This window comes from Methylobacterium sp. TK31 (assembly GCF_055361545.1).
The window spans coordinates 806,892-831,975 of sequence record NZ_CM143964.1; the positions used below are offsets into that span (position 1 = coordinate 806,892).

Genomic DNA, 25,084 nt, shown 5'->3' on the forward strand with positions numbered 1-25,084 from the left:
CCTCGTCACGGCGCGCGGCACTCGCTAAAGCGGCGGATCGATCAGCGAAGGCGATCCATGATCCGGCCCCGTTCTCCCCTCGTCGTCCTGCTCTGGCTCGCCGGCGTCCTCAGTGCCGGCGCGGCCGAGCGCACGCCGGCGCATCTCTGCCCGGAGAACGCGCCTGAAGGGGTGCGCCTGCCGCCGCAGCCGGGATGCGGAAGCGCCCGTCCGACGCCGGCGGCACCGGACGCGCAGGGCTTTCGCGACCTCGGCGGGGTGAAGTTGCGCGTCGGCGGCCGGGTCGGCGCCGAGTACGGCATCGGCCGGTGACCTTTCTCGCCGGAGCGGTCGCCCTTCTGCTGGTCTGGTGGTTCGGGCGGAACCTGCGCCTCCGGCACCCCGCCCTGACGAGCCGCGTCCTGCGCCGGGTCGGCGGCTACGTCGCCCTGGCGGCGGCGGGGCTGTTCCTGGTGCGGGGCCGCATCGAGCTCGCGATCCTCTTCGGCGCCGGTGCCGTCTGGCTCCACGAAGGCGTGAGCGGCCTGGACAAGCGGGTGCGGGGCTTCGCCGCCCGCTACGATCCGCGGCGGCTCACGGGCGCGACCATCCGCTTCGATGCGGCGGGGGAGGGGGTCGCCCTGGCCGGGCCCTATGCCGGCCAACCGCTCTCGGTGATTCCGCTGCCCGCCCTCCTCGCCCTGTTCGGACGCGACGCCGCGACGGCGCGGCGCCTAGAGGCGTATCTCGACCGCCGGCATCCCGGATGGCGTGTACACGCTCAGGGCGATCCCGACCCGGGGCCGCGCCGCGCGGCGTATCCAGGGGCGATGACGGAGCAGGAGGCCTATGAGATCCTGGGGCTTGAGCGCGGGGCGACCCTGGAGCAGGTCCGCGCGGCTCACCGGACGTTGATGAAGCGGCTGCACCCCGACCAGGGAGGCACGGCCGAGCAGGCGGCCCGCGTCAACGCGGCCCGTGACAGGCTTAACAACCGACATCGCTGATACTCCACGCGCGTTGCCAGACAGGGAATGTCGAAGGTGCGGCCGTCCGGCGACAGGAGCCCGGGCGGCCGTGTGCTGTTCCGGGTCGCGCGACGGCGATCCCGGACCCTTGCGAACCCGTCAGCGTGAACTCAGCTGCGGGTGGCGAAGCAGTTGAAGCCGTTGCGCTTCAGGGCGTTGCAGGCGTCCTGCGCGGTGTCCTGCTCGGCGAAGCCCGAGAAGCGGGCCCTGAACAGCGTGGCGCCGCCGTGCTCGACCTTCACGGTGTAGGGCGAGGCCTTGGCCAGCGTGCTGCCGACGCGGCTGCGGGCCTCGGAGAGCATGGACTTCGCCTTATCCTCGTCGTCCATGGCGCCGAGCTGGATCACCCAGGCCGTGGGGGTGACGCGCGCGCCGGCCACCGGCTTCGGGCCCTCGGTGCGCGGGCCGTCGACGGAAGCGAGGCGGGCGTCGGTCTTGCCGCCGGCCGGGAAGGCGGCCTGCCCGTTCGCGGGCGCATAGGCCTGGGCCGAGGCCGGGAGCGCACCGGAGCGCCACTTCATGCCGGCGCTGCCGGGGGTCGTCGTGGCGCCGCGGTTCGGGGAGATGTCGAGGGGCTGGCCGGCGCGCAGGGTGGAGGCCGTGGTCTCCACGTCCTCCTCGTCGTCCGCGGAGGCGACCTGGGTGCGGGTGCGCGACGCGCCGTCGGCGACCACCGCCGGGCGGGCGCGCTCGGCGACCTCGGTGGTTGCGGGGGTCTGGCGGGCGCCGGCATAGGCGCGGGGCAGGGATTGGCGCACGAGGTCCGCCATGATGCGGTCGCGGCTGGCGCCGGACTTGCCGCCCAGCACGATCGCCACGATCTGGCGGTCGTCGAGCCTGGCCGCCGTCATCAGGTTGAAGCCGGAATCGCGGGTGTAGCCGGTCTTGATTCCGTCCACGCCCTGGACGTTGCCGAGGAGACGGTTGTGGTTGCCGATGACCCGGCCGCGGAAGGCGAAGGACCGGGTCTGGAAATAGCGGTAGTAGCGCGGGAAGCGGTCCTGGATCGCCCGGGCGAGGATCGTCAGGTCGCGCGCCGTGGTGATCTGGTCCGCATCCGGCAGGCCGGAGGCATTGGCGTAGTGGGTGCGGCTCATTCCGAGCGCCTTGGCTTTCTGCGTCATCATCTCGGCGAAGCGGGATTCCGAGCCGGCGATGTTCTCGCCGATGGCGCAGGCCACGTCGTTGGCCGACTTGGTGACGATCGCCTTGATGGCGTCCTCGACCTCGATGGTCGAGCCCGGACGCAGGCCGAGCTTCGAAGGCGCCTGGGAGGCGGCGAAGGACGAGATCGTGAGCGGCGATTCGAGGGTGTAGCGCCCGCGCTCCAGTTGCTCGAACAGCATGTAGAGGGTCATCACCTTGGTGATCGAGGCCGGGTGGCGCAGCGAATCCTCGTTGATCGCGTGCAGCGTCTTGCCCGTCTTCACGTCCACCACCATGGCGGCGTAGGGCGGGTTGTAGCCGCCACCGCCGCCGCCGCGGTGGTGATGGCCGCGGCGCGCCTCGGCCGGGGAGGCGAGGGCGGCCAGGACGGCCGCCGCCGCGATTGCGGCCGTGAGAGCGGGAACCCTGGCGGGTGCCCGGCCGTCGCGGGGAGTATGGCTACGCATCACGACTCACTGCCTCGACATGCACGACCCGCGGGCCGGCTTGCACCGCAACATCTCGGCGGGGAGGGCGACCGTGCCGCCGTTACCCCGCAACATCTGTCAATCAGGCTAGGTGGACGCAGTTACGGCCCGGTTAATGCTGCGGGACCAATTCGCCGGATCGCGACCCATGGTGCACTGCAATATATCGCTTGACGTTTCATGGTGCGTCGCACACATAAACGGCACGGGCCGCGTTCGGCCTCGCGGGCATCTGCCCGGCACATCAGGGTAAGCCCCGCGGGGCGGAAGGATCACCAGATGACCCCAATGTACGAGAAGGCCGCCGAGCTGAACAAGACCGGCCTCGCCACCATGATGAAGGGCGTCTCGTCGCTCGCCAAGACCAACCAGACGGCCGGCATCGAGATCGCCGACTTCGCCAAGGAATCCTACAGCGCCGGTGCCGAGACCATGAAGAAGCTGGCCGGGGCCCGGACGCTGCAGGCCGCCCTCGAGATCCAGGCCGAGTACCTCAAGGCCTCCTTCGAGCGCCTCCAGAGCCAGGCCAAGGTGATGACCGAGCTCTACCAGGGCCTCGCCCAGGAGGTCGGCGCCCCGCTGCAGGCCCAGGCGCCGTTCGACATGAAGACCCTGTTCGATCCGAAGGCTTTCTTCGATCCCAAGACGTTCTTCAACCCGAAGGCGTTCGACCTGAACTCCTTCCCGAAGCTCCCCGGCTTCCCGGCGGTCGACCAGAAGGCCGCCTGACGTCCTGCCTCCGGGGCGCGGTCGAGCCGCGCCGGGGAGGCTGTCCCGGTTCTCCCATCCGGCCCCGTGCGAGCGATCGCGCGGGGCCTTCCGCGTTCGGGACATGTTCGGGACATGGCGACGAGCGCCGGTGCCCCGAAAGGCCCCTCGCGCGGCCGGACCGTGGCGGTCTCGGACAAGTGCGCGCAGCCGACTGGCGAAGCGACCGAACGCCCTATAGATTACCGACGATGCGAGCGCGCCTCGCCGGCGCGACCCGCGGATGAGCAGCCAACGAGCAGCATGCCGCACCAAGGGGTCGATGCGATTCAGATGACCGACGTCCTGATACGGGGCAGCGAATCCTCACGCGCGGACGGCCCCGAGAACCACACCCTTCACCGGCGTTTCGCGGATGTGCGGGCGGCGGACGAGCCACGCGAGCCCGGCGGTACGGATGACGGACGGTCCGGGACCGCCATCATCACCCGCACCAAGCCGAAGACCAAGCGACCGAGCCTCTACCGGGTTCTCTTGCTGAACGACGACTACACGCCCCAGGAGTTCGTCGTCCACGTCGTCGAGAAATTCTTCAACAAGTCGCAGGAAGTCGCGTTTCAGATCATGATGCACGTGCACCAAAACGGTGTCGGCGAGTGCGGGATCTTCACGTACGAAGTTGCGGAGACCAAGGTGACGCAGGTCATGGACTTCGCCCGCAAACACCAACATCCTCTCCAGTGCGTTATGGAAAAGAAATAGGCACCCCACACAGAGGCCACGCTTTGCCCAGCTTCTCTCGCAGCCTAGAACAAGCTCTCCACCGCGCCCTGGCGCTCGCCGGCGAGCGCCGGCACGAATATGCGACGCTGGAGCATCTCCTGCTCGCCCTCGTGGACGATCAGGACGCGGCGGCCGTTATGCGGGCCTGCAACGTCGAGGTCGACACGCTCAAGCGCAGCCTCGTGGAATACGTCGACACCGAGTTGTCGAACCTGATTGGGGACGGCCGCCAGGATGCCAAGCCGACGGCCGGCTTCCAGCGGGTGATCCAGCGCGCGGTGATCCACGTGCAGTCCTCCGGGCGGGAGGAAGTCACCGGCGCGAACGTGCTGGTGGCGATCTTCGCCGAGCGCGAGAGCCACGCCGCGTACTTCCTGCAGGAGCAGGACATGACGCGCTACGACGCGGTCAACTACATCAGCCACGGCATCGCCAAGCGGCCCGGCGCCTCCGAGGCCAAGCCCGTGCGCGGGGCCGACGACGAATCCGCCTCCGAGCGTCCGAGCGGCGACGAGGGCGAGGGTCGCACAAAGAAGAAGGGCGACGCCCTCGAGGCCTACTGCGTCAACCTCAACAAGAAGGCCCGCGACGGCCGGATCGACCCGCTCATCGGCCGCGAGGCCGAGGTGCAGCGCACGATCCAGATCCTCTGCCGCCGCCAGAAGAACAACCCGCTCCTCGTGGGCGAGCCCGGCGTCGGCAAGACCGCCATCGCCGAGGGCCTCGCCCGCAAGATCATCAACAAGGAGGTGCCCGAGGTCCTCATCGAGGCCACGGTGTTCTCCCTCGACATGGGCACCCTTTTGGCGGGCACCCGCTATCGCGGCGACTTCGAGGAGCGCCTGAAGCAGGTCATGAAGGAGATCGAGGCGCATCCGAACGCGGTGCTCTTCATCGACGAGATCCACACGGTGATCGGCGCCGGCGCCACCTCCGGCGGGGCGATGGACGCCTCGAACCTTCTCAAGCCCGCGCTGGCCAACGGCTCGCTGCGCTGCATCGGCTCGACCACCTACAAGGAGTACCGCCAGTACTTCGAGAAGGACCGCGCCCTGGTGCGCCGCTTTCAGAAGATCGACGTCAACGAGCCGTCGATCCCCGACGCGATCGAGATCGTGAAGGGCCTGAAGCCGTATTTCGAGGAGTTCCACAAGCTCAAGTACACCACCGAGGCCGTGAAGGCCGCGGTCGAGCTGTCGGCGCGCTACATCAACGACCGGAAGCTGCCGGACAAGGCGATCGACGTCATCGACGAGACCGGCGCCTCGCAGATGCTGGTGCCGGAGGCGCGCCGCAAGCGCACCATCGGCGTCAAGGAGATCGAGGCGACCATCGCCACCATGGCGCGCATCCCGCCGAAGACCGTCTCGAAGGACGATGCGGTGGTTCTCAAGAACCTCACCGAGAACCTCAAGCGGGTCGTCTACGGTCAGCCGAACGCCATCGACGCCCTGACCTCGGCGATCAAGCTGGCCCGCGCCGGCCTGCGCGATCCGGACAAGCCGATCGGCTCGTACCTGTTCGCGGGCCCGACCGGCGTCGGCAAGACCGAGGCCGCCAAGCAGCTCGCCGCCTCCCTCGGCGTCGAGATGCTGCGCTTCGACATGTCGGAGTACATGGAGCGGCACACGGTCAGCCGGCTCATCGGCGCGCCCCCCGGCTATGTCGGGTTCGACCAGGGCGGCCTGCTGACGGACGGCATCGACCAGCACCCGCACTGCGTGCTGCTCCTCGACGAGATCGAGAAGGCGCATCCGGACCTGTTCAACATCCTGTTGCAGGTCATGGATCACGGCAAGCTGACGGACCACAACGGCAAGCAGGTCGATTTCCGCAACGTGATCATCATCATGACCACGAATGCGGGCGCCTCCGACCTCGCGCGCTCGGCCTACGGCTTCACCCAGGCCAAGCGCACGGGTGACGACGTCGAGGCGATCAACAAGCTGTTCGCGCCGGAATTCCGCAACCGGCTCGACGCGATCATCTCGTTTGGCCACCTGCCGAAGGACGTGGTGGCGAAGGTGGTCGACAAGTTCGTCCTCCAGCTCGAGGCGCAGCTCGCCGACCGCAACGTCACCATCGAGCTCTCGGACGAGGCGCGCGAGTGGCTGACCGAGAACGGCTACGATGACGCGATGGGCGCCCGGCCGATGGCCCGCCTGATCCAGTCGACCATCAAGACGCCGCTGGCCGACGAGGTCCTGTTCGGGCGGCTGAAGGACGGCGGCGCGGTGCGGGTCGTCCTGCGCAAGGGCGAGGGCGCGGAGAAGGACGCGCTCGGCTTCGAGTTCCCCGCCGGTCCGGTCACGCCCAAGCCCGAGAAGGACGTCGCCAACGCGGCCAAGAAGCACAAGCGCACGAAGGCCAAGGCCTCCGCCCGCAAGACGAACGACAAGCGCGACGACAAGGGCGGCCCGAGCGGCGGCTCCGGCGGCGTCCGCACCGTTCCGAAGGTGCCGCTGGTCAAGGCCTGAGGAGGGACGGCCCGGGACCGGTCACGACGATCGGCCCGGGTCGGACCAGCTCGGTCGAACAAACCAAGTCGAACCAACCAAGTCGAACCGGCCCCTCCCGCATGGGAGGGGCCGGTTTTTCAGGTCCCGCGGGTGGCGGAAAACCGCGTCCGGCGGTCGACACGGGGTCGCCGGATGGTTAGCAAGCGCGGGAACGGAGAGCGGGCACTGCGAGAGACTGGCCGGATACGCCTCCCCATCGCTGAGATCGGTTGAGGAGGGCGTCCCCGATGAACGACTTGCACGAGGGCCCCCTCACGCCCATCGCGACCAGGCAGCCCCCGGCCCCGAAGCTCACGGCCCGCGAGCAGCGCCGCCTGCGGCGCAGACGCCGCCGGCGGGGCGAGGAGATCCTGGGCTGGATCCTCGTCCCGCTGATCGTCATCGGGATCTACTGGGGCGTCACCGCCGCGCTCGACTTCCTCGGGACCTCGCCGGGCCAGCTCTGGGACCAGCTGATGCAGGTCAAGGCGATGATGGAGAAGAAGAGCTGATCCCTCAGCCCTGCCGCAGGGCGTGGATCGAGAACAGCCGGTCCGGGTCGGTCCAGACCGCCTCGGCCCGCCAGCCGGCCTCGCCCGCCAGGGCGCGGAAGCGCTCGACCGTGTACTTGTAGCTGTTCTCGGTGTGGATGGTCTCGCCCTCCGCGAAGGCGATCGCCCGGTCGGCGATGCGGATCGTCTGCGCCTTCAGGCTGACGAGATGCATCTCGATGCGGGACGGCTCGGGATTGAAGAAGGCCCGGTGGGCGAAGGCGTCGAGATCGACCTCGGCGCCGAGCTCCCGGCGCATCCGCACGAGCAGGTTGCGGTTGAAGGCCGCCGTCACGCCGGCCGCATCGTCATAGGCGGCATCGAGCACCGCCTTCTCCTTCACCAGGTCGACGCCGATGATCAGGGTCGCGCCGGCGCCGAGCACCCGCCCGAAATGGGCGAGGAGCCGGGTCGCCTGCGGCGGCTCGAAATTGCCGATGGTCGAGCCGGGGAAGAACCCGGCCACCGGTCCCTCGGAGAGGCCGGCGGGCAGGGTGAAGGCGCGGGTGAAATCGGCCGCCACGGGGGCGATCGTCAGGTTCGGGAAATCGCGGGCGAGGGCTTCGGCCTCGCTCAGGAGGAAACTCTCCGAGACGTCTACGGGCACGTAGGCGGCGAGATCCGGCCGGTGCGCCATCAGGCGCCGGACCTTGACGGTCGACCCGCTGCCGAGCTCGACCAGGTTGGCCCGCGCCGGCAGGGCGGCGGCGATGGAGGCCCCCTGCGCATCGAGGATGCCGAGCTCCGTGCGGGTCGGGTAGTATTCCGGCTGCCGCGTGATCGCCTCGAACAGGTCCGAGCCCGCCGCGTCGTAGAAGTACTTTGCCGAGAGGAACTTCTGCGGCGCCGAGAGGCCGGTCAGCACGTCGTCCAGGAACTGGCGCTCGGCGTCGATGGCGGCGATCGGGGTCGCGTCCGTGAAGACGGGATTGATGGTCAAGGGACGTCTCCGGGTACGCGACGATTCAGGGAACGGGGTCGGGGATTCAGGCCCGGGCGTCCGACAGGCGCAGGCCCGTGAACTGCCAGCGCTGATGGGGATAGAAGAAGTTGCGGTAGCCGACCCGCGCGTGGCCCTGCGGCGTCGCCACCGAGGAGCCGCGCAGGACGAACTGGTTTGACATGAACTTGCCGTTGTACTCGCCGAGCGCCCCGTCCACCGGGCGGTAGCCCGGGTAGGCGGTGTAGGCGCTGCGGGTCCATTGCCAGACCAGCCCGAAGGCGTCGCCGAGGAGGTCGGCGCGGGCCGCCACCTCCCACTCGAACTCGGTGGGCAGGTCGCGCCCGGCCCAGCGCGCATAGGCATCGGCCTCGTAGTAGCTGATATGGGTGACGGGCAGGGCGGGATCGACCGGGCGGATGCCCGCGAGGGTCATGCTGCCCCAGCCGCCCTCGGCCTCCCGCCAGTAGCCCGGCGCCTCCCAGCCCTCGGCCTGGGCGGCGATCCAGCCATCCGAGAGCCAGAGTTCGGGGCGCGCGTAACCGCCATCGGCCATGAATGCCAGCCATTGCGCGTTGGTGACCAGGGCCCGGTCGATGGTGCCGCCCTGGATCAGCGCATCGTGGCGCGGCGACTCGTTGTCGAAGGAGAAGCCCTCGCCGGCATGGCCGATCGGCTCGATGCCCCGGCGCAGCTCCGCCTTGCCCGGCAGGCCCTGGGCCTCGGGAAAGCGCCAGGCCGCGTCGTAGGCTGGTCCGAGCGGGTTCTGCGCGAAGGCGTGCAGGATGTCGGTCACCAGCAGTTCCTGGTGCTGCTGCTCGTGGTAGAGCCCGATCTCGAGGACCGGGAGCACCGCCTCCAGGGCGCTCGCCGAGGCTTGGCCGAGCAGCGCGGCGACGGCGCGGTCCACATGCGCGCGGTAGGCGGCGACCTCGTCCGCCGTCGGGCGGGTGATCAGGCCGCGCATGATCCGCGGCTGACGCGGGCCGGCGGCGACGTAGTACGAGTTGAACAGGTAGTGCAGCCGCTCGTCGTAGATGGCGTAGCCCGGCAGGTGCTCGCGCAGCAGGAACTGCTCGAAGAACCACGTCGTGTGCGCGCGGTGCCACTTGGTCGGGCTGGCATCGGCCATCGACTGGACCTGCTGGTCCTCCGGGGAGAGCGGCGCGGCGCGGCGCTCGGTCTCGTCGCGGACATGGTGGAAGGCTGCGATCCAGGCCGCGCGATCCACCGGGGCGGCCGAGAGGGGCGGGGGCGGGAAGGCGGATCGACCGGGCTCGGCCCCAGGGGTCTCGCGAAACGCTGCCGTCGCTGCCATGGCGACCACTCCCAGACTTGGATGTTCAAAGTCGAACGTGAGAGGGGAGATATGGCCGCGCGCGCATTCGGCAACGGAAGCGCAGCGGGGTCCTTCGTCGCGGCCACGCTCGGCCACCGGGTCGATCGCCTTTTTGCCGCCACGGTGACCACCCCTTAACCCTCCGGGGCCGACATTGACCCGTTGACGCGGGACAGTCGGGCCGGGCTCGGATGCGGATCGATCTCATGGCAGGAGCGACCACGGCGGCGGTGGCGCGGAACGTGGCGCCGGCGCCCACCATCCTGGTGTTCGATTCCGGGCTGGGGGGCCTGAGCGTGCTCGAACAGGTTCGGCGCGCCCGGCCGGATGCCGCCTATGTCTACGCCGCCGACGATGCCGCCTTTCCGTACGGGCGCCTGTCCGAGCCGGTGCTGATCGAGCGGGTGCTCGGCGTGATGGAGCGCCTGATCGACCTCCACGCCCCGGATCTCGTCGTGGTGGCCTGCAACACCGCCTCGACCTTGGTCCTGCCCGCCCTGCGCCAGCGCTTCGCGACGCCCTTCGTCGGCGTGGTGCCGCCGATCAAGCCGGCGGCGGAGGCGACGCGCTCCCGGGTGGTCAGCCTGCTCGCGACCCCCGGCACCGTGGCCCGCGCCTACACCCACGAACTCATCGAGACCTATGCGGGGGCGTGCGCCGTAACCCTGGTGGGCGCCCCGAACCTCGCCGGCTTCGCCGAAGCCGAACTGGCCGGCCTGCCCGTCGACGACGAGGCCCTGGCCCGCGAGATCGCACCCTGCTTCGTGACCCTGGAGGATGGCCGGCGCACCGACGTGGTCTGCCTCGCCTGCACCCACTATCCGCTCCTGCTCGCCCGGTTCCAGGCTCTCGCGCCCTGGCCCGTGACCTGGATCGACCCCGCGCCCGCCATCGCCCGGCGGGTGACCCAGCTGATCGGGCCGAGCCCCCGCGCCCCGGGCCGGGACGACGCACCGGTGCTCGGCGCCTTCACGAGCGGCGCCGGCCTGACGTCGCCGCTGCGCCGCTCCCTGGAGGACCGCGGCATCGGCCGCGTCGCCGTCGAGGCCATGCCCCTCGGCCTGCAATAGGCGATCGGCAGCCGGCTCGGCATTGACGACGGCGGTCGCGTGCTCTAACGAGGCGCCGGTAACGGGGCTCCGACGAGGGGCCCCGCTGCATTTTCAAGCGCACCCGTGGGCGGCAATGTCCGTCCTGTCGTTCCGCTTCAGGCTCCCGGGCCCGGCGGAAAGAGGAGGGCGCGTTCCTCGATAGATCTCCATTGCGAGAGGAACCGCGATGTCAAAACGCATCCAGGCGAAGCACAAGCTCGATCGCCGCATGGGCCAGAACATCTGGGGCCGCCCGAAGAGCCCCGTCAATCGCCGCGAGTACGGCCCCGGCCAGCATGGCCAGCGCCGCAAGGGCAAGATGTCCGACTTCGGCACGCAGCTGCGCGCCAAGCAGAAGCTCAAGGGCTACTACGCCAACATCACCGAGAAGCAGTTCCGCCGTTACTACGCCGAGGCGATCCGCCTGCGCGGCGATTCCGGTGAGAACCTGATCGGCCTGCTCGAGCGCCGCCTCGACGCCGTCGTGTACCGCGCGAAGTTCGTGCCAACCCCGTTCGCGGCCCGTCAGTTCGTCAACCACGGCCACGTCAAGGTCAACGGCCAGCGCGTGAACATCGCCAGCTACCTCGTGAAGCCGGGCGACCTGATCGAGGTCAAGGATTCCTCGAAGCAGCTCGAGATCGTCGTCGTGGCCGCGCAGCTCGCCGAGCGCGACGTGCCCGACTACATCGAGGTGGATCACTCCAAGATGACGGCCCGCGTCACCCGCGTGCCGAATCTCGGCGAGGTTCCCTACCCGGTCCAGATGGAACCGAACCTCGTGATCGAGTTCTATTCGCGCTGATCCCCCCCGGATCATCGCCGACGATACGAAAGGGCCGCCCGCGAGGGTGGCCCTTTCCCGTTGTGGTCGAGCCTCCGCCGAGACCCCGCCGGCCGGTCCCTCAGCGGGGGAGGGCGCCGCCGCCCGGGGACGCGCGGTTGCGCGACTGCAGGGCGCGGGACGCGTCGCGAGCGCTCGGCGGGAGCCCGGCCTCCGCCGCCGTCGCGGGACCGTCGCCCGGCGCACCCGGCGCTACGAACCCGGGCCGGTCGCGCCCGCCGGTCTCGAAGCCGTAGCCCGCATTCACACCGGCATAGAAGCCCGTGAAGTCCTCCGCCGAGGCCGGGGCGTTGGCCGCCAGGCCGGCGAGGCCGATCAGTGCGAGGAGGGCGGTCCGCATCCCGGTCTCCGAAGGCGATGTCATGGCGAGGTCATGGCGATGTCATGGGGTGAAACGCGAAACGGCGGCCCGGATGGGGGCCGCCGCTTCAGTCATGCCGTGAAAGGTGGCCGCAACGCGGCCAGCCCGGGACGATCAATCGTCGACGTTGATGCTCTGGGCCTCGCGGCCCTTCTGGCCCTCGACGACGCCGAGGACGACCTGCTGGCCTTCGGCCAGGGAGTCGAGGCCGGCGCGAGAGAGGGCGGAGCGGTGCACGAACACGTCCTTGCCGCCGTCGTTGACGGAGACGAAGCCGAAGCCCTTGGCCGGGTCGTACCACTTCACGGTGCCGGTCATCTCGGTGGACGGACCGCTGGCGAAGCGGCCGCCGCCACGATCGCCACCGCGGTCGCCGTAGCCACCACCACCGCCGCCATAGCCGCCGCCACCGCCGAAGCGGTCGCCGCCACCGAATCCGCCGCTGCGGGGCGGACGCGCGTCGCGCATGGGAGCAGCCTCGGCCGTGGAGGTGTCGACGCTGGTGACGTCGGTCACCTGCGGACCCTTCTGGCCCTGGGCGGTGTGAACCGTCAGGCGCGTGCCGGGGAGGAGGTCGGCATGGCCAGCGGCTTCGACGGCGCGGATGTGGAGGAAGGCATCGCCCGAGCCGTCAGCCAGCTCGACGAAACCGAAGCCTTTCTCCTTGTTGAACCACTTGACCGTCGCATCGCGCTCCGGTCCAGAGGGTGCCGCGGCGGCGCGCGACGGACCACGGTCGAAACCGCCGCCACCGCCGAAACCACCACCGTAGCCACCGCCGCTCGGAGGAGCCTGATCCGGCCAACGCGGCTCGGCTCCACCCTCATCGAAGCCGCGCTTCTGCGGCCCCCGAAAATCACGACCACGTCCCATAGAAAGCTCGCAAAAACCGTCCGCCGACCATCAGTTTCGATAACCGCGTGCGCGCCATCCCAGACAGCCCACGCTCCGCACTATCATTACTCCCAGCAGCGGTGACCAAGAATAACGCCTTAGTCCTGACTGAAAGACGCCTTGATCGCAAGATGCATCTGTCCTGGTTGGCGAGGGTTCCGTAACTTTCCTGCGGCAAAATGCGTAGCTTTTTAACGCACCCGTGCCCGTGCCGGCCGCGGTGCCCGCGCCTTGGGCAATTCCCGGGCGGCCCGATCGAATCAATTTCCCGGCCGATCTTAGCGAAGCGCAAAGTCTCCGCCGCTAGGGTGGGCACGGGGCAGGTCCGCCCCGAACCACCGGGTCCGACGCCGCACCGATGATCGCCACGCCGAGTTTTCCGGACCTCTCCGCACTCGTGGTCGACGAGAGCCTGTATATCCGCCGCATCGTGCGCGACATGCTGATGCGCGTCGGGATCAAGCGGGTCCTCGAGGCGCCGGACGGAGCGGAGGCCCTCGGTGTCCTGGCCGAGAGCAAGCCCGACCTGACGATCATCGACTGGGATCTCGCCATCCTCTCCGGCGAGGAGTTCATCCGGCTCGCCCGGACGCCGACCACCTCGCCGTCGCCCACCGTGCCGATCATCCTGATGCTGGCGCAGCCGCGGCGGAACGTGGTCGACCGGGCGATCTCGCTCGGCGTCAACGAGATCATCGCCAAGCCGTTCTCGCCCAAGACCCTGTGGTCGCGCCTCGACGAGGTGATCAACCGGCCGCGTCCGTTCTCCCAGGTGAAGAGCCTGCTCCGACCGGTGCCGCGCATGGCCGCCGCGGGCAAGCTCGGCTGACGCTCCGTTCGAGTCGCCGAAATCATCCCCGATCCATGCGCCCCGGCGATCGAGGCTTTGCAGTTTGCCGGGGAGACCTGTAGCGTCGCGAAGACGTGTTGGTCCGGCTCTCCGCCTGGGACCACGATCGGGGATTCCGGCTCGGCCGATGAGGGAAGAGAGCGCCGCGACCATGCCGGCCCGCCCGAGCGGCGGGAAGACGCCGTCATCGGCACCGGACGCGCACGCCGATGGCTCGGGCACCCCGGGACGCGCGAACCGTCGCAGCGCCTATGCCGCCCTCGACCTCGGCACCAACAATTGCCGCCTCCTCGTGGCCGAGCCGGCCAGCCACGGCTTCCGGGTCATCGACGCCTTCTCGCGCATCGTCCGCCTCGGCGAGGGCCTCGGCAGCTCCGACCGCCTGAGCGAGGCCGCCATCGAGCGCACCCTCGAGGCCCTGCGGGTCTGCAAGGCCAAGATGCAGGCCCGCGGCGTCGTGCGCGCCAAGATCATCGCCACCGAGGCCTGCCGCCTCGCGGTGAACGGAGCCGAGTTCGTCGAGCGCGTGCGCAACGAGGTCGGCCTCGACCTCGAGATCGTCGACCGGCAGACCGAGGCCTACCTTGCGGTGACGGGCTGCGCCGCCCTGGCCGACCCCTATTCCGAATCGGTGGTGATCTTCGACATCGGCGGCGGCTCCACCGAGATCGCCTGGCTCGACGGGGCGGCCACGAACCCCTCCGCCGACCCGACCCTGCGCATCCGCGCCTGGGATTCCCTGCCCGTCGGCGTCGTCACCCTGGCCGAGCGCCATGGCGGCTCGAACGTCACCCGCCTGACCTTCGAGGGCATGGTGGAGGAGGTGGCCGACCTCCTGGCGCGCTTCGCCATCCGGGCGGCGCCGGCGGCCAATGCCCGGCACTTCCACCTGCTCGGCACCTCCGGTACGGTGACGACGCTGGCGGCGATGCACCTGCGCCTCGCCCGCTACGAGCGCCGGCGGGTCGACGGCCTGTGGATGAGCGACGCCGATGTCGGCGAGGCCATCGACGACCTCCTCGACACCCGGCTCGAACAGCGCGCGGACAATCCCTGCATCGGGCGCGACCGCGCGGACCTGGTGCTGGCGGGCTGCGCCATCCTGGAGGCGATCCGGCGGGCGTTTCCCTCCGATCGCCTGCGCATCGCCGATCGCGGCCTGCGCGAGGGCCTCTTGATGAACATGATGCGCGAGGACGGCGTCTGGCGCCGTGGGAGCTACCGGTGAGTGACAGGCGTGGTGCCGGCGCGGGTCTGCGCGGCGAACTCAAGCAGCGGGTCAAGACGGGGCGGGGCCGCACCGCCTCGCAGAAGCGCTGGCTCGAGCGCCAGCTCAACGACCCCTACGTGGCCCGGGCTAAGCGGGAGGGCTACCGCTCGCGCGCGGCCTTCAAGCTCATCGAGATCGACGAGCGCTTCAAGCTGCTGAAGCCCGGCCAGCGCATCGTCGATCTCGGCGCGGCCCCGGGCGGCTGGTCCCAGGTGGCGGCCAAGATCGTCGGCGCCAGCGGCAAGATCGTCGGCATCGATCTCCTCGAGATCGAGCCGATGGTCGGCGTCGACTTCATCACCCTGGACTTCCTCGCCCCCGAGGCACCGAAGCTGCTGACGGACCTGCTCGGGGGCCCGGCCGACCTCGTCCTCTCCGACATGGCCGCGAACACCACCGGCCACAAGCAGACCGACCACCTGCGCATCATCGGCCTGGCCGAGACGGCGGCCGAGTTCGCCCGCGAGATCCTGGCGCCGGGCGGCTCCTACCTCGCCAAGGTGTTCCAGGGCGGCACCGAAGGCACGCTGCTCGCCGACCTGAAGCGCGACTTCGCCAGCGTTCGGCACGTGAAGCCGAACGCGAGCCGGGCCGATTCGAGCGAACTCTACGTGCTCGCCTCCGGATATCGTGGTCCGGCCGGCGCCGCCCTCGACCCGCGCGACGCCTGACGCCTGCCGCAAAGACCGAGTCGCCGAAGCGTGGTGGCGTTGCGCTCGGCGCAATGCGGCACGGGGACGGCCGCGCGTTTCTTTCTTTGAAGACCTCTTTCGAGGAGTCTCTAAGCCACTCGATATTTTGTGAATACTGATTTTTGCATTATATCTCTCGAAGTCGGACGAGAATATGGAAACATAGGCCCAACCCTCAAACTTGCGCAGCGCGATATCATTGGTACAGGACAATATCTCCACGAGATCGTTCTGTGAGCCTGCCTGATGTCCAAGACCTTTTCCCGTCAGTCCGGGTCCGAGACTGAAAAACGGATTCACCGCCGCGCGTTCTTGGAGTTCCTGTCGGCCAGCCCCGTGGCGGCGCCGTCGATGATGAGCGCGCTGGCCGGCCTCTCGGTCCTCGGCAGCGAGGCCGCCATGGCCCAGAGCTACGACGTCCTGCGCCAGTCACCCGCCAATATCGGCGCGATCATCGACGATCCGAGCCAGGCCCTCAACGTCTTCGATTTCGAGCCGGCCGCGAAGAAGGCCCTGCCTCCGGCCCATTACGGCTACCTCGCCAGCGGCGTCGACGGCGACGAGACCCTGAAGGCGAACCGCGAGGGCTTCGAGAGGATTCGCATCCGGGCGCGCCGCCTGATCGACGTGCGCAAGATCGACACCACGGTGACGATCTTCGGCGAGACCTGGGCAAGCCCGATCGTCCTGGCCCCGGTGAGCAGCCAGGGCGCCTTCCACCCCGAGGCCGAGTCGGCCGTGGCGCGCGGCGCCAAGGTCAAGGGTCACCAGATGATCCTGTCCACCGTGGGCAGCACCGCGATCGAGGACGTGATCAAGGAGCGCGGCGCGCCGGTCTGGTACATGCTCTACCCCACCGACGACTGGGCCGTGACCGAGGCCCTGGTGAAGCGGGCCGAGAAGGCCGGCGCCCCCGCCATCGTGCTCACGGTCGACCGCCAGGGCGGCCGCAACACCGAGACGCTGTTCCGCGAGCGCCGGCTGGACACGCGCAACTGTTCGGATTGCCATACCCCCGGCTTCAAGAACGAGGTCAGCCGCAAGCCGATGTTCGACGGCATCGACGTGTCGAAGGTCACCAACCTCTACGGCACCGGCATGACCTGGGACTACGTGAAGCGCCTGCGCGGCATCGTGAAGGGCAAGCTCGTCCTCAAGGGCATCGTCACCCACGAGGATGCCAGGAAAGCCCTGGATTACGGCGTCGACGCCCTGATCGTCTCGAACCATGGCGGCCGCGCCGAGGAGAGCCTCGAAGCGACGATCGATGCGCTGCCGGAGGTGGTCAAGGCGGTCAACCGCAAGGTGCCCGTCCTCGTCGACGGCGGCATCCGCCGCGGCACCGACGTCATCAAGGCCCTGGCCCTCGGCGCCGACGCCGTCTGCATCGGCCGCCCCTACGTCTGGGGCCTGGCCGCCTTCGGCGAGCCCGGCGTCACGGCGGTACTGGCGATCATGCAGCGCGAGTTCGAGACCATCATGCGGCAGGTCGGCGCCACGAAGCTCTCCGAGATCACCGCGGCCAGCGTCAGCCGCGCCTGAACGAACGGGCGGCGCGGCCGATCGCGTCGCCGTGACCGGAACGTCGCCCCCCGGGCCGCCCGGGGAGCGACGAGCCCGCACAGAAGCGTGACCTCGGCAACCCCACTTCTCGCCGTCCTCTTAGGGCGGCCCTGTTCCGCCAGCCCTCGGGCGCGGGCGAACAGGCCTTCGACGTGACCGGAACGCGACCGCGAACGGCTTCGGACGAACCTGCTCGATCCGCCCCGGCGCGAAGATTTGCCAATCGCCGCCCCGGCGAACGCAGGATCAGTATCGATCCGCACCGACGGTGGGATTCGACGGCCGCCGGCCTGCGCGGCATTACACATTCATTAGCTCTGACCGACGCGAACATTGGTGAATCCGGCCGGATCAAGACTTTCTCCACGCTCGGCACTCTACATCGACCGACCTGAACCGGGCACCCGTCCCCGGACGCGCAGGCGATGCGGAGCTGCCCATGTTCTCCCGGTTTCTGGTGTCCCTGCTCGCGGCCGGGATCGGGTTCGGCGCGACCGCCGCGTCGGCCAAGGACGTTCCCTTCGCCAAGGTGAAGGACTGGGAGATCAGCCGCAGCGGAGAGGGCGACAAGGCCAAGTGCCTGATGGCGCGCGGCTACCAGGATCCAGACGACGAGAATGCCAGCTCGGTTGTCGTGGCCACCTCTCCCGGCCTGCTCATCCTCTCCCTCGGCTACCAGGGCTGGTCGCACGACAAGGGCGACCGGACCGTCGTGCTCCTGGCCGGGGGGAAGGTGATCGACCCGCGCTCCAAGTGGAAGGCGGACGAGACCCAGATGACGGGCGAGTTCCCGGACACGCTCCTGCCCCACCTCCTCGGCGCCGACGCCATCGTGCTGCGCTTCAAGGACGGCGACGCCGACTTCAAGATCCCGGCCTTCGCGCAAGCCTTCGACGCCCTGAAGCGCTGCAACGGAGGTCCGGCGGAGGCCGCGGCGGAACTCCCGTCGGAGGGGCGAATCGCCAACTACGCGAGCGGGCTCTTCTTCCAGAAGGCGCTGAAGGATTGCGATGTCGCGAGCACGGGCAAGCAGCGGGCCGACCTCGACACCAAGCTCGCGGCGATGCGCCCGGAGATGAGCCCGATCCAGGCAATGATCGACATCGAACTCGGCAAGCGCTTCAACGACCCGAAGGAGCCGTTCTGCCCGAAGCCGGACGATGCGGCGGGCTTCGGCGCAGCCCTCGGCCAGTACCTCGTCCTGTCCCCGGAGGCCTTCGCGGCCGAGACGGAGCGACGCCAGAGCGAGAAGAAGGCGGCCGCGCGGCCCCCGGAGACCCGGATCAAGGTCTATGGGATGGGCCTGATCTTCCAGAAGCTCCTCGCGAGTTGCGAGATTCCCACCACGGCGCGGCAGCGGACCGATTTCGATGCCAAGCTCGCTGCCCTGGCGCCCGAGATGGCGCCGGTCCTGGGCGAGATCCAGGGCAAGCTGCAGCCGACCTTCGCCAAGCCGGCCAGCGAACTCTGCGCCGCCTTCCGCGACCTGTCGGACGACCCGCAGCCCATCCTGGCATTCTCGACCCAGACGCCCGAGGACTTCGCCGCCTTCATGGATGCCCGCGAGGCCGCCAAGTCGGCGGCCAAGCCGACGGAGCCGGCGGAGCCGCCGGTGCCCGGCGCCAAGCTCTGAGCCGCGATCCTCCCCCATCCCAACCGGAGCCCCCCTCATGAAGCGCCCGTCGCCGACCCGGTCCTGGCTGTTCGGCCTCCTCGCCGGTCTCGTTTCCTCCGGGCCCGCGGCAGCCCAGGAACGTCCCCTGTTCGAGAGCCTGAACGGCTGGCAGGTCGAGCGCGCCACCGGCATCACGGGCAGTCCGTCCTGCGTGATCGTGCGGGCCTATGTCGACGAGGACGATGACGACGCCGACAATGCCGTCGCCTTCGCGCTGGAGAACAAGGCGCTCGTCGTGGTGCTGACCTACGGCAAGTGGCGGCACGACAAGGACGAGAAGATCGTGGCCGCCACCGAACTCGGCGGCAAGACCGTGAGCGCCAAGTCGACCTGGACCGGCAACGGCACCCAGCTCGTCGGAACCCTGCCGGCCAACCTCGCCGAGAAGGCCGCGGAATCCGAGGAGATCCTGATCAAGGGCAAGGGCTGGAAAGCGGGCTTCGACCTGACCGGCGCCGCCGACGCCTTCGCGGCGATGAAGCGCTGCAATGCCGGCGGGGCGCCGAAACCGCGGACCTGAGGCCTCAGATCCGGCAGGCGCCCTCCAGCGCCGTGTTCTCGGCCTCGGTGAAGACGCGGGAGCGGATCAGGAAGCGCTGGTCGCGCCCGTTCTCCAGGGAGAACATGCCGCCGCGGCCGCGCACCACGTCGAGGATGAGGTGCGTGTGCTTCCAGACCTGGAATTGCGGCCGACTGATCCAGAAATCGGCCCCGGCCACGGTGCCGAGATGGACGTCGCTGTCGCCGGTGAGGAAGTCGCCCACGGGATAGCACATCGGCGACGAGCCGTCGCAGCAGCCGCCCGACTGGTGGAACATCACGGGGCCGTGCTCGGCCCGCAATTCCTCGATGAGCGCGATGGCGGCGGGGGTCGCGGTGACGCGCAGGGGCGTCCCGTCGGCGCCGGCCTGGTCGGCGGTGGTCGGGTCGAGGGCGGTCTCGCTCATGGGCCGGTCTCCGGGGCGGGTCATACGGGAGAGATAGGGCGGCGAACAAAAAAGCCCCGGCCGCTGTCCGGCCGGGGCAAGTCTCACTCGGATCGGCGTGTCTCGAACGGGTCCTAGAAGAAGCCGAGCTTCTTGGCCGAGTAGCTGACCAGCATGTTCTTGGTCTGCTGGTAGTGGTCGAGCATCATCTTGTGGTTCTCGCGGCCGATGCCGGACTGCTTGTAGCCGCCGAAGGCCGCGTGGGCCGGGTAGGCGTGGTAGCAGTTCGTCCAGACGCGGCCGGCCTGGATGGCGCGGCCGAAGCGGTAGGCGCGGTTCCCGTCGCGGGTCCAGACGCCGGCGCCGAGGCCGTAGAGGGTGTCGTTGGCGATGCTCAGAGCGTCGGCATCGTCCTTGAAGGTCGTCACCGAGAGGACGGGGCCGAAGATCTCCTCCTGGAAGATGCGCATCTTGTTGTGGCCGCGGAACACCGTCGGCTTCATGTAGTAGCCGTCGGCGAACTCGCCGTCCTTGACGTTGCGCTCGCCGCCGGTGAGGCACTCGGCGCCTTCCTGACGGCCGATATCGACGTAGCTGAGGATCTTCTCCAGCTGCTCCGAGGAGGCCTGGGCGCCGATCATCGTGGCGGGATCGAGCGGCGAGCCCTGCGTGATCGCCTCGACGCGCTTGATCGCCCGCTCCATGAAGCGGTCGTAGATCGACTCGTGCACCAGGGCGCGGCTCGGGCAGGTGCAGACCTCGCCCTGGTTGAGGGCGAACATCGTGAAGCCCTCCAGCGCCTTGTCGAAGAAGTCGTCATCCTCGTTGGCGACGTCGGAGAAGAAGATGTTCGGCGACTTGCCGCCGAGCTCGAGCGTCACCGGGATCAGGTTCTGCGAGGCGTACTGCATGATCAGCCGGCCCGTCGTCGTCTCGCCCGTGAAGGCGATCTTGGCGATGCGGGGCGAGGAGGCCAGCGGCTTGCCGCACTCGAGGCCGAAGCCGTTGACGATGTTGAGCACGCCCGCCGGCAGCAGGTCGGCGATGAGCTCGACCACCACGAGGATCGAGGCCGGGGTCTGCTCGGCGGGCTTGAGCACGATGCAGTTGCCGGCCGCGAGCGCCGGGGCGAGCTTCCACACCGCCATCAGGATGGGGAAGTTCCACGGGATGATCTGGCCGACGACGCCGAGCGGCTCGTGGAAGTGGTAGGCGACGGTGTCGTGGTCGATCTCCGAGATCGAGCCCTCCTGCGCGCGGACGCAGCCGGCGAAGTAGCGGAAATGGTCGATGGCGAGGGGGATGTCGGCGTGGGTCGTCTCGCGAATCGGCTTGCCGTTGTCCCAGGTCTCGGCCAGCGCGATCAGGTCGAGGTTCTCCTCCATCCGGTCGGCGATCTTGTTCAGGATGCGGGCGCGCTCGCCCGGCGCGGTGCGGCCCCAGGCCTCCTTGGCGGCATGGGCGGCGTCGAGGGCCTTGTCGACGTCGGCGGCATCCGAGCGGGCGACCTCGCAGATCACCCGGCCGGTGATCGGGGAGGTGTTCTCGAAGTAGCGTCCCGCCACCGGCGCGACCCACTGGCCGCCGATGAAGTTCTCGTAGCGCGCCGAGAAGGGCGACTTCGTACCCTGGTTGAGAAATTCTGGCTTGTTCATCGCGTATCCTCCTAATTGTTCTTATGGGCCGCAGCCAAGGCCAGACGCCGCGCCAAATCAAGGTGGACTTTTGGCCAACGGACGGGCGCGGCTCGGATGATCGATGCGCCCGATGGCGTCGCGGCGCGGGCCGGATGGTAGACCCGTTCGGCCGGATTGGCGACCCGGACCGGTCTCAGTGCGGCGTCAGGCGCGCCAGGCGTCGGTTGCCGATGCGCCGCGCCGTCTGGGCGTCGATGCGCGGGCCCGAGCGGGCGCCGCCCGCCAGGTCGAGGAGCAAGCCCGTCGCCCGGCCGTCGGGCTCGATGTCGAGGGCGATGCGGGTCCCGTCCGGGGCCACGAAGACGCGGTCGCTCTCCGGCGCCAGGACGAGGCGTCCCGGGCCGGTCCCGCGGGCGACGAGCCGGTCCCCCTCGCGGGCGAGGGACACCACGGCGCGCGGACCGGTCCGGTAGACGCCGACGTAGCGGTCGAGCACGGCGGCCGGCACCGCGATCTCGGTCGCCTCCGGCCGCCCGAGGGCGAGGGCGCCGAGGCGGCGGGACAGGGTCTGGGCCGGCGCGGTCTCGGTGTTGCCGAGGACCACCACGGTCAGGCCGAGATCCGGATAGCTATCCTTGATCGCGGAGAAGCCGTTCAGGAACCCGCCATGGGACAGGAGGCGCTCGCCGTAGGCCCGGCCGACATAGAGGCCGAGCCCGTAGCCGTGGCCGCCGTCGCGGACCATCTCGGCGAGCGCGGGGGGGCGCAGGACCCGGCCGGAGAACAGCGCGGCGTCCCAGGCCACGAGGTCGTCGAGGGTGGAAACGAGGCCGCCGGCCCCCAGGGCGGCCGCCGGCACCACGGGGGGCGCGTTCCGCCACTGCCCGGCGACCCGGTGGTAGCCCGCGGCGCGCTGCGCGATCACCGCCTCCGGGTCGGCGTCGCCGGTGTCCGCGAGGCCGGCGGGGGCGAGGATGAGGCGGTTCAGGGCCTCGGCGAAGGGCGCGCCGGCGACGCGCTCGACGATCGCCGCCAGGAGGATGTAGCCGGTGTTGCTGTATTCCTGGGCCGAGCCCGCCGGGAATAGCAGTTCCTCGCGAAACAGCCGGCCCACCACCTCCATCGGGGTCCGGGCGGCCCGGGCGAGGGTGGTCGGATAGTCGGGCAGCGCCGTCACGTTGGGCAGGCCCGCCGTGTGGTCGAGGAGCATCCGCAGGGTGATGGGCGCCCAGGTCGTCGGCAGGCCCGGCATGTGCCGCGCGGCCGGGTCGTCGAGATGCAGCCGCCCGGCCTCCTGCAACCTGAGGATCGCCGCGGCGGTGAACTGCTTCGTCAGGGACGCGATCCGGAAGCGGGTCTCGGGCGTGTTGGGCACGCACCATTCGCGCTGCGCGGCGCCGTAGGCCTGCCGGAACAGTACCGCCCCGTCGCGGGCCACGATCACGGCGCCGGAGAAGATCCCGGCCCGGGCGTAGGGCCGCACCAGGGCGTCGGCCCGCTCGGCGAAATCGGCCCGCCCGCCGAAGTCCGCCTCGGGCGAAGCCGAACCGGGATCGGTGCCTGTCCCGGCCGCCGCAATCCGGACCGGGAGGAGGGCGCCGAGGAGCGCGAACTGGACGATGCGGCGACGCGTCTCGTGCATGCTGCCGCTGTTCCGCTCCCGACCGCGCCGCCAGGTCGGCGCCCGGTCACGGTTCCCCCGAATTGTGGCACGAGCGCGCCGGCCGGCCCGCGCGGCAGCCATGCGGCGGCCCCGATGGCCCCGCCGCCCCGAAGGCACCAAGACCCGGTCGAAACGTTCTGGCTCGGACGGTGATCCGCCGTGCCGCCCCAGCCCCCCCGAGGAACCGTCCCAGGTGAGCACCACCCCGGCCACGACCGCGCACGCCCCGTCAGGCCCGATCCCCGACTCCGCATCGGACCCCGCGGCCCGGCCCTGGAAGGGTCCGGGCTTCGGCGAGTTCGTCGGCATCGTCGCGCTGATGATGGCGGTGACAGCCATCTCCATCGACAATCTGCTGCCGGCCTTCCCGGCGATCCAGGCCCGCTTCGGCGTGGCCGATGCCAACAGCCTGCAGCTCCTCGTCTACGTCTACATGATCGGCTTCGGCACGGCGCAGATCGTCTACGGGCCGCTCTCGGACACCTACGGGCGCCGCTCCGTGCTGCTCGCGGGGCTGGCGATCTACGTCGTCGGCACCGGCCTCGCCATGGTGGCGCCGTCCTTCGGCTGGCTGCTTGCGGCACGGATCATCCAGGGCATCGGCGCGGCCAGCGGGCGCGTCCTCTCGACGGCGATCGTGCGCGACCGCTTCGCCGGGCGCGAGATGGCGAGCGTGATGTCGCTCATCATGATGGTGTTCCTGATCGTGCCGATGATCGCGCCGGCCATCGGCGGCGCGATGCTGCTGTTCGGCTCGTGGGTCTACGTGTTCGTCTCGATGCTGGCGCTGGCCGGCCTCCTGGTGGTCTGGTTCGCCTGGCGGATGCCCGAGACGCTGCATCCCGAGTACCGGCGCCCCTTCTCCCTCGCGGCGGTCGCCCAGGCGGTGGGGATCACCTTCCGCAACCGGGTGGCGGTGGGGTACGCCACCGCCCTCGGCCTGCTCACCGGCTGCATCATGGGCTATGTCGGCTCGGCCCAGCAGGTCTTCGACACGGGGCTCTACCACCTCGGCGGCCTGTTCCCCCTGGCCTTCGGGCTCGTCGCCGGCGCCATGGGGGCCGCCACCCTGGTCAATGCCCGCCTCGTCCGGCGCCTCGGCATGCGGCCTCTCTCCCATGCGGGCCTGAGCCTGTTCGTGGTGGTCGCGGTGGGGCAGGTCGTGGTCGGGCTCGCCTATCACGGCCATCCGCCGCTGGCCCTGTTCCTCTCGATCCTGGCGGCCAACCAGTTCCTGATCAGCTTCGCCATGCCGAACTTCAACGCCCTGGCGCTGCAGCCCCTCGGCGAGATCGCCGGCACGGCCTCGTCCTTCCTCGGCTTCTACACCACGATCCTGGGCGCCTTCTGCGGCTTCCTGATCGGGCATGCCTTCGACGGCTCGGTGCTGCCCATCGGCATCGGCTACGCCCTCCTCGGCGGCCTCGCCCTCGCGGTGGTGGCCTGGACCGAGCGCGGCCGCCTGTTCCGCGGCGGCGTCTCCGGTTGAGGACGCGCCGGCCTTAACGCCGTCTTCAGCCGGTCCCGACAAAGCTCGGCGTTCCAGGATGCCAGACGGAGCCAGAGACGTGACCGGCCGTGCCCAAGACGGATTGCTCTTCCTCGCCCGGCTGCTGCTCGCGGCCGCGCTGCTACCCACCGGCATCGCCCGGGCCCTCAACGTCTCGGGCTTCGCCGTCACCCTCGCGGCCACCGGCCTGCCGTCGCCGAACGCCGTCGCCACCGCGGCGGTGATCGTCCAGGTCTTCGGGCCGGTCGCCCTCATCCTGGGCGTGCTGCCCCGCATCAGCGGCCTGGCGCTCGCCGCCTTCGCGGGCGTAATGGCGGTGCTGCTCCACCCGTTCTGGCAGTTCGCCGGACCGAGCGCGGTGGCCGAGCGCACCCTGCTCCTGGCCGATTTCGGCCTGGCGGGCGGCTTCCTCATCTACGCCATGACGGGTCCGGGCCGCTGGAGCTGGCAGGGCTGGCGCCAGGGCGCCCGCGCCGCGGCGAGCCCCGCCAAGGCTCCGGCCAAGTCGAATACCGCCGCGCGCGGCGCGCAAAAGCCCAAGCGCGCGCCCGGGCGGGCCCCGGCCCGGGCCGCCGCCTGAGGTCCAAGACCGCTGCCTGAGATCCGAGACGCCGTCTGAAGTCCAAGGCCCGGCCTGGTTCAAGACGT

24 protein-coding genes are annotated in these 25,084 nt (G+C 69.9%); 16 read left to right on the top strand and 8 right to left on the bottom strand.

Features of this window, described 5'->3' with window-relative positions; genetic code table 11:
* The first annotated feature begins 57 nt into the window (after positions 1-57).
* Complete coding sequence (locus ACXJY8_RS03610; RefSeq protein ID WP_463776125.1) at positions 58-312, top strand: hypothetical protein; 255 nt, start codon at positions 58-60, stop codon at positions 310-312.
* On the top strand, positions 309-986 hold the full coding sequence (locus ACXJY8_RS03615; RefSeq protein WP_463776126.1) for a J domain-containing protein: 678 nt from the start codon (positions 309-311) through the stop codon (positions 984-986). The genes ACXJY8_RS03610 and ACXJY8_RS03615 overlap by 4 nt, the downstream gene beginning before the upstream one ends.
* Positions 987-1,117: 131 nt before the next feature.
* On the opposite strand, the gene ACXJY8_RS03620 is transcribed toward ACXJY8_RS03615, so the two are convergent.
* A complete protein-coding gene (locus ACXJY8_RS03620) occupies positions 1,118-2,620 on the bottom strand; it encodes an SPOR domain-containing protein (RefSeq protein ID WP_463776127.1) in 1,503 nt (500 codons plus the stop codon).
* Between the two features lie 300 nt (positions 2,621-2,920).
* Between ACXJY8_RS03620 and ACXJY8_RS03625 the strand changes: the two genes are divergently transcribed.
* The 4 genes from ACXJY8_RS03625 to ACXJY8_RS03640 all read left to right on the top strand — a co-directional run bounded on the left by ACXJY8_RS03625 (position 2,921) and on the right by ACXJY8_RS03640 (position 7,142).
* Positions 2,921-3,370, top strand: a complete 450-nt coding sequence (locus tag ACXJY8_RS03625; RefSeq protein ID WP_463776128.1) for a phasin family protein — start codon at positions 2,921-2,923, stop codon at positions 3,368-3,370.
* 312 nt (positions 3,371-3,682) lie between these two features.
* Positions 3,683-4,111 (top strand): ATP-dependent Clp protease adapter ClpS, encoded by a 429-nt coding sequence (gene clpS, locus ACXJY8_RS03630; protein WP_463780344.1) that lies wholly within the window; start codon positions 3,683-3,685, stop codon positions 4,109-4,111.
* A gap of 23 nt (positions 4,112-4,134) precedes the next feature.
* A complete protein-coding gene (gene clpA / locus ACXJY8_RS03635; protein ID WP_463776129.1) occupies positions 4,135-6,609 on the top strand; it encodes an ATP-dependent Clp protease ATP-binding subunit ClpA in 2,475 nt (824 codons plus the stop codon).
* Positions 6,610-6,878: 269 nt separating this feature from the next.
* The gene (locus ACXJY8_RS03640) at positions 6,879-7,142 is read left to right on the top strand and encodes a hypothetical protein (protein WP_463776130.1); all 264 of its coding nucleotides are present in this window, start codon (positions 6,879-6,881) and stop codon (positions 7,140-7,142) included.
* Positions 7,143-7,146: 4 nt separating this feature from the next.
* Here the strand turns inward: ACXJY8_RS03640 and egtD are convergent, their stop codons facing one another.
* Entirely contained in the window at positions 7,147-8,121 is a 975-nt protein-coding gene (gene egtD, locus ACXJY8_RS03645) for an L-histidine N(alpha)-methyltransferase (RefSeq protein WP_463776131.1), read from the bottom strand.
* A 46-nt stretch (positions 8,122-8,167) separates the two neighbouring features.
* A complete protein-coding gene (gene egtB / locus ACXJY8_RS03650; protein ID WP_463776132.1) occupies positions 8,168-9,439 on the bottom strand; it encodes an ergothioneine biosynthesis protein EgtB in 1,272 nt (423 codons plus the stop codon).
* A gap of 212 nt (positions 9,440-9,651) precedes the next feature.
* Between egtB and murI the strand changes: the two genes are divergently transcribed.
* The gene (gene murI / locus ACXJY8_RS03655) at positions 9,652-10,530 is read left to right on the top strand and encodes a glutamate racemase (RefSeq protein WP_463776133.1); all 879 of its coding nucleotides are present in this window, start codon (positions 9,652-9,654) and stop codon (positions 10,528-10,530) included.
* Positions 10,531-10,738: 208 nt separating this feature from the next.
* A complete protein-coding gene (gene rpsD, locus ACXJY8_RS03660; RefSeq protein WP_055953400.1) occupies positions 10,739-11,356 on the top strand; it encodes a 30S ribosomal protein S4 in 618 nt (205 codons plus the stop codon).
* Between the two features lie 100 nt (positions 11,357-11,456).
* Here rpsD and ACXJY8_RS03665 read toward each other — a convergent pair whose 3' ends face one another.
* Complete coding sequence (locus ACXJY8_RS03665) at positions 11,457-11,759, bottom strand: hypothetical protein (protein ID WP_463776134.1); 303 nt, start codon at positions 11,757-11,759, stop codon at positions 11,457-11,459.
* Between the two features lie 111 nt (positions 11,760-11,870).
* Positions 11,871-12,629 (bottom strand): cold-shock protein, encoded by a 759-nt coding sequence (locus tag ACXJY8_RS03670; protein ID WP_056470410.1) that lies wholly within the window; start codon positions 12,627-12,629, stop codon positions 11,871-11,873.
* A gap of 379 nt (positions 12,630-13,008) precedes the next feature.
* On the opposite strand from ACXJY8_RS03670, the gene ACXJY8_RS03675 reads away from it, so the two are divergent.
* The 6 genes from ACXJY8_RS03675 (at position 13,009) to ACXJY8_RS03700 (ending at position 19,220) form a co-directional block, all read left to right on the top strand.
* Entirely contained in the window at positions 13,009-13,479 is a 471-nt protein-coding gene (locus ACXJY8_RS03675; protein WP_056189093.1) for a response regulator, read from the top strand.
* Between the two features lie 148 nt (positions 13,480-13,627).
* The gene (locus tag ACXJY8_RS03680) at positions 13,628-14,728 is read left to right on the top strand and encodes a Ppx/GppA phosphatase family protein (RefSeq protein WP_463776135.1); all 1,101 of its coding nucleotides are present in this window, start codon (positions 13,628-13,630) and stop codon (positions 14,726-14,728) included.
* On the top strand, positions 14,725-15,441 hold the full coding sequence (locus ACXJY8_RS03685) for an RlmE family RNA methyltransferase (protein ID WP_463776136.1): 717 nt from the start codon (positions 14,725-14,727) through the stop codon (positions 15,439-15,441). The genes ACXJY8_RS03680 and ACXJY8_RS03685 overlap by 4 nt, the downstream gene beginning before the upstream one ends.
* A gap of 372 nt (positions 15,442-15,813) precedes the next feature.
* Positions 15,814-17,004: an alpha-hydroxy acid oxidase gene (locus ACXJY8_RS03690; RefSeq protein WP_463776137.1), complete on the top strand. Its 1,191-nt coding sequence runs from the start codon at positions 15,814-15,816 to the stop codon at positions 17,002-17,004.
* A 460-nt stretch (positions 17,005-17,464) separates the two neighbouring features.
* Positions 17,465-18,658: a hypothetical protein gene (locus ACXJY8_RS03695; protein WP_463776138.1), complete on the top strand. Its 1,194-nt coding sequence runs from the start codon at positions 17,465-17,467 to the stop codon at positions 18,656-18,658.
* A 37-nt stretch (positions 18,659-18,695) separates the two neighbouring features.
* Positions 18,696-19,220 carry a hypothetical protein gene (locus ACXJY8_RS03700; protein ID WP_463776139.1) on the top strand — a complete coding sequence of 175 codons (525 nt, stop codon included), beginning with the start codon at positions 18,696-18,698 and terminating at the stop codon, positions 19,218-19,220.
* A 4-nt stretch (positions 19,221-19,224) separates the two neighbouring features.
* Here the strand turns inward: ACXJY8_RS03700 and ACXJY8_RS03705 are convergent, their stop codons facing one another.
* The 3 genes from ACXJY8_RS03705 to ACXJY8_RS03715 form a co-directional block, all read right to left on the bottom strand.
* Positions 19,225-19,647: a DUF779 domain-containing protein gene (locus ACXJY8_RS03705; protein ID WP_463776140.1), complete on the bottom strand. Its 423-nt coding sequence runs from the start codon at positions 19,645-19,647 to the stop codon at positions 19,225-19,227.
* A 113-nt stretch (positions 19,648-19,760) separates the two neighbouring features.
* Entirely contained in the window at positions 19,761-21,281 is a 1,521-nt protein-coding gene (gene adh, locus ACXJY8_RS03710; RefSeq protein ID WP_463776141.1) for an aldehyde dehydrogenase, read from the bottom strand.
* A 175-nt stretch (positions 21,282-21,456) separates the two neighbouring features.
* Positions 21,457-22,905 carry a serine hydrolase gene (locus tag ACXJY8_RS03715; RefSeq protein ID WP_463776142.1) on the bottom strand — a complete coding sequence of 483 codons (1,449 nt, stop codon included), beginning with the start codon at positions 22,903-22,905 and terminating at the stop codon, positions 21,457-21,459.
* A gap of 340 nt (positions 22,906-23,245) precedes the next feature.
* Here ACXJY8_RS03715 and ACXJY8_RS03720 point away from each other — a divergent pair, with 340 nt between their 5' ends.
* A complete protein-coding gene (locus ACXJY8_RS03720; protein WP_463780346.1) occupies positions 23,246-24,415 on the top strand; it encodes a multidrug effflux MFS transporter in 1,170 nt (389 codons plus the stop codon).
* A 79-nt stretch (positions 24,416-24,494) separates the two neighbouring features.
* On the top strand, positions 24,495-25,016 hold the full coding sequence (locus ACXJY8_RS03725) for a DoxX family protein (protein WP_463776143.1): 522 nt from the start codon (positions 24,495-24,497) through the stop codon (positions 25,014-25,016).
* The last annotated feature ends 68 nt before the right edge of the window (positions 25,017-25,084 follow it).